Origin of the sequence: uncultured Nocardioides sp. (assembly GCF_902805925.1) — a bacterium.
In the GTDB taxonomy this organism is placed as follows: Bacteria; Actinomycetota; Actinomycetes; order Propionibacteriales; family Nocardioidaceae; genus Nocardioides.
In genome coordinates this window covers 1-10,750 of the sequence record NZ_CADCUP010000042.1, presented here as the reverse complement: position 1 = coordinate 10,750, position 10,750 = coordinate 1, and the positions used below count along the sequence as shown (strand labels likewise).

The following is a 10,750-nucleotide window of genomic DNA, read 5'->3' as shown; positions in this document are numbered from 1 at the left end:
CGGCAGGTCTCGGGGACCACCGGCACCTGCGCCGAGGGGGCCCCGGCGGTCACCACGTGGTCGATGAGGAACCTCTCGGACGTCGCCGCGGCCGCCAGCTCGGCGGCCGTCGCGCCGCCCTGCGCGGAGCCGACGAGCATGAGGCGGGCGTCCTCGTCGTCGCCCACCGCCCTCTCGATGGCGCGCACCACCTGACGGGCGTAGCCGGAGTGGTCACCGCTGACCAGCCGGAGCCGGTTGCCCCGGTGCCGCCCGGGCCGGGCAAGGTAGGCGATGTAGCGGCCCGTGCCCACGCCCTGCACGACGATGCCGGCGTCGGCGGTGGACAGCGTGGTCCCGCAGCGCCGAGCCGCCGTCGTACCCGAACGGCTGCACGCCCATCGCCCGCATGCCGCCGCGGGCCGCCAGACTGCCCGAGTCGCCCCTCAGGACGCCCGCGGTGAGCAGCGAGCGCATCTGGAGGCCGTCGAGCAGGCCGCCGCCGCCCGAGATGTGGTCCATCAGCTCGGGGTTGTTCTCGGCCAGGTCGGAGAGGTACGCCGCGACGCCGTCGCGGTCGAGGGCGTCGGTCTCGATCAGGCCGGCCGAGACGATCGCGCCGCCGAGGGCGACCTCGGGGGCGAGGTAGTCGATCGCCCGGCCCGCGATGGAGCCCAGCGTCCTGCAGGCCGCCTCCCGCAGCTCGTCGATCCAGCGGTAGGTGAGCACGGTGGCGCGCACGACCAGGGCGTCGGCGTCGAGCTCGACCGAGCGGGTCAGCAGGCCGCGCCTGCCGGTCGTGGCGGCCCGGATGTCCCCTCCGCCTCGGTGAAGGTGGCGGGCGACAGCGAGGCCGAGGACCACACGTCCTCGTCGGACGGCGCCCTGCCGGCAGCCGGCTGGTGCGCCTCGTGCGCCTCGTGCGCGGCGGTGCGGGCGCGGGCGTCGGCGGTGAGGGTCGCGGCCCTGCGCTCGATGGTGGCGATCGACTCCTGCAGCCGGTCGACGTCGTGCACGTGCCGCTCGAGCGACTCCGCGGCGGTGTCGTGGTGCGCCGCGGCCTCACGCAGGTGGGAGGCGCACTCCTTGCTGCGCCGGGCGCTCACCACTGTCTGCCCGGGTCACTTCCCCGGTTGGAGAGGCGCCGAACCACGCGCCGCCGACCAAGGTGCACGCGGCGAGGGCGCTCGGCGCGGCTCACCGTGGTGGCGGCGGCGGACGTCGCGCGTGGTCCCGGACGGGCGCGGCGGCGGAGGTCCCGCGACGATAGGATCGGTGCCCAGCCACCCCAGCAGTGCCGAGCGAGGTGACGCGTGACCTTCGATGTCCACCAGCTCGACAGCTTCGTGCTGGTGGGCGCGGCCGTCACGCTGGCAGCGATCCTCGCCGTCCGCGCCACGGCCGTCGCGGGGCTACCCAGCCTCCTGCTCTACCTGCTGATGGGCGTGGCCCTCGGCGAGTCGGGCGTCGGGATCGGCTTCGAGGACGCCGAGCTCGCGCACGCGCTCGGCTTCGGCGCGCTGGCGCTCATCCTGGCCGAGGGCGGACTGACCACCAGCTGGAGCACCGTGCGCCCGTCCATGCGGCTCGGCGTCTCGCTGGCGACGGTCGGCGTCGCGGTGTCGGTCACGACGGTGGCGCTCGGCGCGCACTTCCTCCTCGGCCTGCCCTGGGAGCTCGCGATCCTGCTCGGCGCCGTCACCTCGCCGACCGACGCGGCGGCGGTCTTCTCTGTGCTGCGCGTGGTGCCGCTGCCGCGGCGGCTGACCGGCGCGCTGGAGGCGGAGTCGGGGCTGAACGACGCACCCACCGTCGTGCTCGTCGGCCTGATCTCGACCGGGGCGCTGGCCGAGGAGGGGCTCCTCCAGATCGGCGGCGTCATCGTCTTCGAGCTGGTCGTGGGCGCCCTGTCGGGGCTGGTCCTCGGGTTCGGCGGCGCCTGGGTGATGCGCCGGATCGCCCTGCCGTCCTCCGGCCTCTACCCGATCGCCGTGCTGAGCCTGGCGCTGCTGGCGTACGGCGCGGCCTCCGCGATGCACGCGTCCGGCTTCGCGGCGGTGTACGTCGCGGCGCTGGTGCTCGGCAACTCCGTGCTGCCGCACCGCGTCGCCACCCGCTCGTTCGCCGAGGGCGTCGCCTCGCTGGCCCAGATCGGGCTGTTCGTCATGCTCGGGCTCCTGCTCTCCCCGACCCGGATCACCCTGGAGACCGTGGGCCTGGCCGTGGTCGCCGGGCTCGTGCTCACGGTGGTGGCCAGACCGCTCTCGGTCTTCGTCAGTGCGGCGGCCGGCCCGATGGCCCGGCGTGACCTGGCGTTCATCTCGTGGGCCGGCCTGCGCGGCGCCGTGCCCATCGTGCTGGCGACGATCCCCCTGGCCGAGGGGGTGGAGGGCGCCGAGCGGCTCTTCGACATCGTCTTCGTGATGGTGGTGATCTACACCCTGCTCACCGGCCCCACGCTGCCGCTCGTCGCGCGCCGGCTCGGCGTGGCCCAGCGCTCGGAGCCGCGCGGTCTGGACGTCGAGGCGGCGCCCCTCGAGCGCATCGCCGCCGACCTGCTCCAGGTGACGATCGCGCCCGACTCCCGCATGCACGGGGTCGAGGTGGGGGAGCTGCGGCTCCCGCGCGGCTCGTCGGTGGCGATGGTGATCCGCGACGGCGACACCATCGTGCCGGAGCATCGCACGGTGCTGCGGCACGCCGACGACCTGCTCGTGGTCACGCCGCGCCGGGCGCGGGAGGCCACCGAGGAGCGGCTGCGCCGGGTGTCGGCCGGCGGGCGCCTGGCCCAGTGGCTCGAGGACGACAGCCGCTGAGCGGCGGCTACTGTCCCGGCGGGCTGCAGATGGTGGCGTCGGCGGCGCTGGTCACCGAGTCGACGCCCTTGGCGAGCTTGCGGAAGTCGTCGCCGACGATCACCGTGACCCCGCGGCCGAGCGGCTCGCCGGGCACGATCGGGGCCCGTCTGAACTGCTGGGCGACGAGCCGTGCCGCGGGGTTCTCCGGGTCGTTCGACCAGACCTGCGCGCCGGAGACCGCGGTGCCCTCGGGCGCGTTGCCGGTGTCGGCCCCGATGAACCCGCGGTCCTCCAGCGCCCCCAACGTCGTGCCGGCCAGCCCGTTGCGGGTGCTGGCGTTGTAGACGCTCACGGTGACCTGCTCGCGCACGACCGTCGCCCCCGCCGCCACGGGCGTGCTCACGCACAGCGGCGGGTCGGCCCGCTCCGGCAGCGGCTCGGTGGCGGCCTGCCAGCCCCAGTACGCGGCAGCCACGAGGACGGCCGTGAGGACGACCAGCGTCGCCAGGGACCGGGCACCGGCCCGCATCAGGCCCCCACGGCATGGACGCGCGCATGCAGCATGTTGCGCCCCTGCAGCGCCGCGCGCAGGGCGCGGTGCAGGCCGTCCTCCAGGTAGAGGTCGCCCTCCCACGCGACGACGTGGGCGAAGAGGTCGCCGAAGAAGGTGGAGTCCTCGTCGAGCAGGGCGGCGAGCTGGAGGGTGTCCTTGGTGGTCACCAGGCGGTCCAGGCGCACCTGGCTCGGCGGCACCGCTGCCCAGCCACGCGACGTCAGCCCGTGGTCCGGATAGGGCCGGCCGTCGCCGACGCTCTTGAAGATCACGCGGGCGACTATATCGACGTACGCCGCGGCGACCGGCCGCGCGACGCGGGCCCGCCGGCCGCGCTGCTGGCTAGGCTGCCGCGCATGACCCAGACGCCCCAGACCCCCGGCCCGGCCCCGGGGACCGCTGCCCGCCACCCCGTCGCGGAGGCCGTCGCGCCGGGATACGCCTTCGAGGGGCCGGTGCTCGAGCTGGGCGGGCTGATGGTGGGCCCCACCGAGCTGTCCGACGTCCGGGTGCGCATCCCGCTGGCGATGGTGAACCGCCACGGGCTCGTCGCCGGGGCGACCGGCACGGGCAAGACCAAGACGCTCCAGCTGCTCGCCGAGCAGCTCAGCGCGCACGGCGTACCGGTCTTCGCAGCCGACATCAAGGGCGACCTGTCGGGGCTGCTGCAGCCGGGCGAGGGCGGGGAGAAGGTCACCGCGCGGGCGGCCTCGGTGGGCCAGCAGTGGACCGCCACCGGCTTCCCGGTCGAGCTCTACGCCCTCGGCGGCGAGGGCACGGGCATCCCGCTGCGGGTGACGATGTCGTCGTTCGGCCCGCTGCTGCTGAGCAAGGTGCTCGGCCTCAACGAGACGCAGGAGTCGAGCCTCGGCCTGGTCTTCCACTACGCCGACCGGGCCGGGCTGCCGCTGCTCGACCTCGCCGACCTGCGGGCGGTGGTGGCCCACCTGACCAGCGCCGAGGGCAAGGCCGACCTCAAGGGGCTCGGGGGGCTGTCGTCGGCGACGGCGGGGGTGATCCTGCGCGAGCTGATCGGGCTGCAGGACCAGGGTGCCGACGCCTTCTTCGGCGAGCCCGAGTTCGAGTCGGCGGACCTCCTGCGCACCACCCCGGACGGGCGCGGCGTCATCAGCCTCGTCGAGCTGCCGGACCTGCAGGACCGGCCGGCGATCTTCTCCACCTTCTTGATGTGGCTGCTGGCCGACCTCTTCCACGACCTGCCGGAGATCGGCGACGCCGACCGGCCGAGGCTGGTGTTCTTCTTCGACGAGGCGCACCTGCTCTTCGACGACGCCTCCGAGGCGTTCCTGGACCAGATCGCGCAGACGGTGCGGCTCATCCGCTCCAAGGGCGTCGGCGTCTTCTTCGTGACCCAGCGCCCCACCGACGTGCCGGACGAGGTCCTGGCCCAGCTCGGGTCGCGCGTCCAGCACCAGCTGCGTGCCCACACGCCCAACGACGCCAAGGCGCTCAAGTCGACCGTCGACACCTACCCCCGCTCGGCGTACGACGACCTCGGCGAGGTGATCACGGGCCTGGGCATCGGCGAGGCGGTCGTGACGGTGATGGACGAGCGCGGCGCCCCCACCCCGGTGGCGTGGACCCGGCTGCGGGCGCCGGAGTCGCTGATGGGCCCCGCCGATCCCGCGGCCATGCAGCGCCTCGTCGAGGCCAGCCCCGGGCACGCGACGTACGGCAGGGCCGTCGATCGCGAGTCGGCCCGCGAGAAGCTCGCGGCCCGGCTGGAGGAGGGGGCGCGCAGGGCCGAGGACGACGCGAGGGCGCAGGAGCAGGCCCGCGAGGCCGAGGTGAAGCGCCGCCCCAGGCCCACCAGGAGTAAGGCTCCGGCCAAGGACGACGACGGCCTGGTGATGGACGTCGTGACGTCGCCGGTCTTCAAGGACTTCATGCGGACGGCGGCCCGGGAGATCGCGCGCGGGATGTTCAGGTCGGGCCGCCGCTGAGGGTGGGGCTGTGCCGGGGTGCCGGCCTCGCTGTGCCGTTGCTTCATCAAGGTATGCAGACGAACCGGCAGCTCCCATGGCATGCAACCCGTGGGAAGTGCCAGTCGACCGACATACCTTGATGAACCGTCAGGGGCGGCGCCTCTCCCGCCCACTGCTACATCGTCGGCTCGGTCCAGGCCAGCTGCACGACCTCGGTGCCGCGATCGCGGGTGACCATCCGGGCGCGCCCGGGCTCGGCCTGCTGCGGCCGGACGTTGCCGATGAGCGCGCCCTCGTCGCGCGGGCCCGAGAGCATGATGCCGGGCATGGCGAGGTCGCGCATCGACTGGATCACCGGGTCGTAGAGCGCCCGCGACGCGCCACCGGCGCGCCGGGCGACCACGACGTGGAGACCGGTGTCGCGCGCCTGCGCCATCAGCGGCTGGAGCACCTGCACCGGCGAGCCCTGGGAGGTGGCGACCAGGTCGTAGTCGTCGATGACGACGTACACCTCCGCGCCGGTCCACCAGGTGCGGGTGCGCAGCTGCTCGGGCGTGACGTCGGGCCCTGGGATCCGGTTCTGGAGGTACGCCGCGATCTCCTGCATCACGGGGGTCGCCTGCGTGGAGCTGGTGAGGTAGTCCAGCAGGTAGTCGTCGGGCACCTCGCCCAGCAGGGAGCGCCGGTAGTCGACGACGACGATCTGCGCCTCCTTGGGGGTGCGGGTGCGCATCACCTCCTGCACGTAGCTGCGCAGCAGCGCGCTCTTGCCCGACCGGCCGTCGCCGAAGAGCAGCAGGTGCGGCTCGGCGTCGGTGTCGAGGGTGGCGGGGGCGAGCTCCTTCTCGTTGATGCCGAGGATCAGCCGCCTGCCGAGCTGGTCGCGGCGGGCGGCGTCCTCGCGGATCGCCCCGAGCGTGATCAGCTCGGGCAGCAGCCGCAGCTTCGGGCCGGCCGGGCCGCGCCAGGCCCGGGCGGAGCGCTCGATGAGGTCGGCGACGCCCTCGCCGAGGTTGTCGGGGTCGGGCTCGGCGTCGATGCGCGGCAGCGCGCCCAGGAAGTGCAGCTTGCCGGGCACCAGGCCACGACCGGGCCGCCCGGTCGGCACGAGCGCTGCGACCTTGCGGTCGATCTCGGAGTCGAGCGGGTCGCCGAGGCGCAGCTCGAGCCGTGAGCCGAGCATGTCGCGCATGGCGGCGCGGAAGTCCGCCCAGCGCGTCGCGCCGACGAGCAGGTGCACGCCGAAGGTGAGGCCGCGGCCGGCGAGCTGCTGGATCTCCAGCTCGAGGTCGTCGAACTCCGCGCGCAGGGTGCCCCAGCCGTCGACGACCAGGAACACGTCGCCGTACCCGTCGTCGGCGCGGCCCTGGGCCCGCCGGCTGCGGTAGGTCTCGATGGAGTCGATGCTCTGCTCGCGGAAGTAGGCCTCGCGGCGGTCGACGATGCCGGTGACCTCGGCGAAGATGCGGCGTACGACGTCGGGCTCGGCCCGCGTGCCGACCCCGGCGACGTGCGGGAGCCGGGCCAGCGGCGTGAACGTGCCGCCACCGAAGTCGAGCACGAAGAACTGCGACTCCAGCGGGGTGGTGGTCAGCGACATGCTGGTCACGACCGAGCGCAGCATCGTGCTCTTGCCGGTGCGGGGACCACCCACGACCGCCACGTGGCCGGCGGCGCCGGTGAGGCTGAGGGTCAACGTGTCGCGCCGCTGCTCGCGCGGCCGGTCGACGGTGCCGAGGGGCACCACGAGACCGCCCAGGGAGCGCCAGTGCGGCGACACCAGGCCCAGCTCGGGGTCCTCGACGAGGTCGGGCATGAGCACGTCGAGGGTGTCGGGCACGTCGAGCGGCGGGAGCCACACCTGGTGGGCGGGCGTGCCGTGGCCGACCATGCGGTCCACCGCGAGGTCGAGCAGCGAGGGCTGCTCGCCCTCCTTCTGCCGCACGACCGGGGCCTCCTCGACGACCTGGGACTCAAGCGGCTCGAGCGCGTGCACCTCCGAGATCGTGAAGGGCAGGATGCCGCGCACGTGTCCGCCCTCGTCGCGGACCACCCGGGCGCGTCCGCTCGGCGGCCCCGAGACGTACGCCGCCTTGAAGCGCAGCAGCGTGGACTGGTCGGGCTTGAGGTAGCCGAGGCCGGGGACGGCGGGCAGCTCGTAGGCGTCGGGCACCCCGAGCACGGTGCGGGACTCCCCGGCGGAGAAGGTGCGCAGGCCGACGCGGTAGGAGAGGTGGGACTCCAGGCCGCGCAGGCGGCCCTCCTCGAGGCGCTGCGAGGCCAGCAGCAGGTGGATGCCCATGGACCGGCCGAGGCGGCCGATGGCGACGAACAGGTCGATGAACTCCGGCTTGGCGGTGAGCATCTCGGAGAACTCGTCGACGCAGACGAACAGCGACGGCAGCGGCGCGAGGTCCTCGCCGGCGGCGCGGGCCTTCTCGTAGTCGCGCGCCGAGGCGTAGTTGCCCGCTGCCCGCAGCAGCTCCTGGCGACGCACCATCTCGCCCGACAGGGCGTCCTGCATGCGGTCGACGAGCGTGAGCTCCTCCGAGAGGTTCGTGATGACGGCGGAGACGTGCGGCATGCCGGACATGCCGGCGAACGTCGCGCCGCCCTTGAAGTCGACGAGCACCATGTTGAGCTGCTCGGGCGGGTGCGTCATCGCGAGGCCGAGCACGAGGGTGCGCAGGAACTCCGACTTGCCCGAGCCCGTCGCCCCGATGACCAGGCCGTGCGGGCCCATGCCCTGCTGTGCGGACTCCTTGATGTCCATGTGGATCATCGAGCCACCCTCGCCCAGCCCGACCGGCACGCGGAGCCGGTCGCGCGCGGCGCGGGGGCGCCAGGAGGTGGTCGGGTCGAAGGTGCGCACGTCCCCGAGGCCGAGCAGGTCCATGAGGTCGGAGGGGCCCGTGATCTCACCGCCACCCGCGTCGCTGCCGGAGGTGACCACGTGGAGGGGCGATAGCCGCCGCGCGAACGCCTCCGCGGTCGCCAGGTCGCACTGGTCCACCACCGCCTTGACGGGCTCGGCCCGCAGGCGGACGGCACGCACGGGGAGCTTGCCGTCCTGCGCCGGTGCGCCGGTCAGCTCCAGCCGCAGCCGGCTGAGGTCCTCCAGCTCGTCCCAACGCACCGGCAGGTCGAGCAGGGTGACGCCGTGCAGCCCGTCCGGGGGCACGACGTGGTTGCCGGGCGGCAGGTGGCCGCCGTCGATGACCAGCAGGATGTGGGGGACGGCCGGGCGCTCGTCGGCGCCGAAGCGCGGCCGCTCGCCGAGGTCGGGCGGCAGCAGCGCCCCGAGGCCGTCGAGGGAGGTGGTGACCATCCGCATCGGGCCGACGGCGTCGGACCTCCGGGCGCTTCGGGCGTGCGGCAGCCACTTCACCCAGTCCCAGTGGGTGAGGCTGGCCTCCGAGGTGAGCACGGCGACGATCAGCTGCTCGGGGTTGTGGAAGGCGGTGGCCGAGCAGATCATGGCCCGGGCCAGCGAGCGCGCCTCGTCCTCGCCGCCGCAGACCTCGACCCGGTCGAAGGCGCGCAGGTCGATCGAGGCGGGGAGGTCGGGCTGCAGCCGGTGCACGACCAGCAGCCGGTGCAGCGCCGACGCCGCGGCCGGGTCGACCTGGCCGATCGCTGCCGACTCGGGTGGCACGAGCTCCAGCGACAGCGGTTGCGCGCCCAGCCCGTAGCGGACGTGCAGGAAGTCGGGGTCGCTCGGCCGGTGCTCCCACAGGCGCTGGCGGTCCTCGGCGAGCGCGGGCAGGGCGCTGGGGTCAGGGTGGCGCCAGGTCAGCGCACGGCGCTGCTGCGTGGCCGCGTCCCGGGCGAGCCTGCGGATGTTGGTGAGGTAGCACAGGTACTCGGTGCGGGAGCCGGTGACCTGCTGGGCGCGCTGCTTCCGCTGGCGGTCGATCTGGACGACGATGAAGCCGAGGGTGGCGAAGAGGAACATGCCGGCGGCGATGAGGCTGCGGCCACGGCTGGCGCCGGTGCCGCCGAGGGTCGCGACCATCACGATGGAGCCCAGGCTGCCGAGCATCGGGATGGCGTTCATCAGCACGCCGGAGGCGCCCTCGTTCTCCTGGAGCTGCGGCGGTGGCTGGAGGACGATCTGGCCGCTGGGCATCTCGGGCCGGTCCAGCCGCCGTCCGCTGCGCAGTGCCGTGCTCACTGGTCCCCCTCGGCGTTGCCCGTCGCGGCGATGATAAGTGGATGCAAATGGCAGCGACTACTCTCCTGTGCACTGCCCTGAGCCGCTGACCAGTGGGTCGTGGCGGGGGGCGTGGAGGGGGAGGCGTGGCGGAGACCCAGCCGGTGCCGGCCAGCACCGCGACCATGGTGCTCAGCGTGCACGGCCCGGCCGGCGTCGTCGACCTGATGGTCTCCGGCGGCGTCACCGCCCACGACGTCGCCCGTGAGTACGCCCAGCAGTCCGGGCTCGACACCATCCCGCTGCTCCAGACCGCCCTCGGGCAGCTGATCCCCGCCGACCGGGTGCTGACCGAGGCGGGCGTGGAGTCGGGCGACACGGTCGTCGCGGCCGCCGGCCTCCACCGTCCCCGCAGCGTCGCCCACAGGCCGGTGCGCGCGGGTGCCGAGGAGCCCGGCCCGCTGTCGGCCCTGGCCTGCACCGCCGCCGCGCTGGCCGCCGCGCTGGCCGGCCTCTTCGCCACCGGCATCGCGTCGGGGACCACCCGCCTCGTCGTCGCCGGGGTGCTCCTGCTCACCGGCGTCCTCGCCACGGTGCCGGTCGGCAGCCGCGCACGCCACCGCGTCGTGGCGGCGCCCGCCTTCGGCGCCGGAGCCGCCCTGGCGTACGTCGGCCCGCAGGGCTACCAGACCTCCGCCGTGGTCGCCGCGTGCGCCCTGGCCGCCGCCGTGGTCGCGGCCGTCGGCCGGGCCTGGGCGCCCGGCAGCGACGAGGCGCTGTCGGTGTGGATCGCGGCGGCCTCCGTGGTGGCCGGGGTCACCGGCCTCACGGTCCTCACCGAGCTCGACGCGCGGGTGGGCTGGGCCCTCCTCCTCGTCCTCGCGACGCTCGGGGCCCGCCTCGCCCCCGTCCTCGCCATCGACGTCCCCGACCACGCGCTGATCGAGATGGAGCTCGCCGTGACGGCCTGGTCGGCGCGGGACGGGGTCCCCGGCCGGCGTGGCCGGATGATCGTGCCCGAGTCGGTGATGAAGGCGCTCGTGGCCAGCGGCACCCGGATGATCACGGCCTCCGCGGCGGCGATCCTCGTCGTGGTCGCCGTCACGGTGCCGCTGCTGGTGCGGACCGCCGTGATCGACGTCGACCGCATCGGTGCCCGCTGCCTGGTCTTCTTCGCCGGCGCCGCGATCCTGTTGGCCGCCCGCAGCTACCGCCACCGGGCCGCCCGGGCGCTGCTCCGCCTCGCGGGGCTCGTCTGCTGGGGGGTCCTGTGCGCCGTCGTGCTCCGGGCGGCGAGCCCGGGCCAGCAGGCCGCGGTCGT

The 10,750-nt window shown here is 74.4% G+C and carries 9 protein-coding genes; 3 read left to right on the top strand and 6 right to left on the bottom strand.

Features of this window, described 5'->3' with window-relative positions:
- The 3 genes from QZX64_RS02985 to QZX64_RS02975 form a co-directional block, all read right to left on the bottom strand.
- On the bottom strand, positions 1 to 191 hold a 191-nt coding region (locus QZX64_RS02985), incomplete at its 3' end, for a hypothetical protein (RefSeq protein ID WP_295656837.1).
- 22 nt (positions 192 to 213) lie between these two features.
- The gene (locus QZX64_RS02980) at positions 214 to 720 is read right to left on the bottom strand and encodes a hypothetical protein (protein WP_295656835.1); all 507 of its coding nucleotides are present in this window, start codon (positions 718 to 720) and stop codon (positions 214 to 216) included.
- 35 nt (positions 721 to 755) lie between these two features.
- Positions 756 to 1,085 carry a hypothetical protein gene (locus tag QZX64_RS02975; RefSeq protein WP_295656833.1) on the bottom strand — a complete coding sequence of 110 codons (330 nt, stop codon included), beginning with the start codon at positions 1,083 to 1,085 and terminating at the stop codon, positions 756 to 758.
- Positions 1,086 to 1,292: 207 nt separating this feature from the next.
- Here QZX64_RS02975 and QZX64_RS02970 point away from each other — a divergent pair, with 207 nt between their 5' ends.
- Positions 1,293 to 2,795 (top strand): potassium/proton antiporter, encoded by a 1,503-nt coding sequence (locus QZX64_RS02970; protein ID WP_295656832.1) that lies wholly within the window; start codon positions 1,293 to 1,295, stop codon positions 2,793 to 2,795.
- Between the two features lie 7 nt (positions 2,796 to 2,802).
- On the opposite strand, the gene QZX64_RS02965 is transcribed toward QZX64_RS02970, so the two are convergent.
- Together QZX64_RS02965 and QZX64_RS02960 are read right to left on the bottom strand one after the other, a co-directional pair.
- Positions 2,803 to 3,306, bottom strand: a complete 504-nt coding sequence (locus tag QZX64_RS02965) for a LytR C-terminal domain-containing protein (protein ID WP_295656831.1) — start codon at positions 3,304 to 3,306, stop codon at positions 2,803 to 2,805.
- Positions 3,306 to 3,602, bottom strand: coding sequence for a type II toxin-antitoxin system VapB family antitoxin (locus QZX64_RS02960; protein WP_295656829.1), 297 nt, complete (start codon positions 3,600 to 3,602; stop codon positions 3,306 to 3,308). Before QZX64_RS02960 ends, QZX64_RS02965 begins: the two co-directional genes overlap by 1 nt.
- Before the next feature lie 84 nt (positions 3,603 to 3,686).
- Here QZX64_RS02960 and QZX64_RS02955 point away from each other — a divergent pair, with 84 nt between their 5' ends.
- Positions 3,687 to 5,294, top strand: a complete 1,608-nt coding sequence (locus tag QZX64_RS02955; RefSeq protein ID WP_295656827.1) for a helicase HerA-like domain-containing protein — start codon at positions 3,687 to 3,689, stop codon at positions 5,292 to 5,294.
- A 157-nt stretch (positions 5,295 to 5,451) separates the two neighbouring features.
- Here QZX64_RS02955 and eccCa read toward each other — a convergent pair whose 3' ends face one another.
- Positions 5,452 to 9,450: a type VII secretion protein EccCa gene (gene eccCa / locus QZX64_RS02950; RefSeq protein WP_295656826.1), complete on the bottom strand. Its 3,999-nt coding sequence runs from the start codon at positions 9,448 to 9,450 to the stop codon at positions 5,452 to 5,454.
- A 125-nt stretch (positions 9,451 to 9,575) separates the two neighbouring features.
- Here eccCa and QZX64_RS02945 point away from each other — a divergent pair.
- Positions 9,576 to 10,750: hypothetical protein (locus tag QZX64_RS02945; protein WP_295656824.1), on the top strand; the 1,175-nt coding region annotated here is incomplete at its 3' end.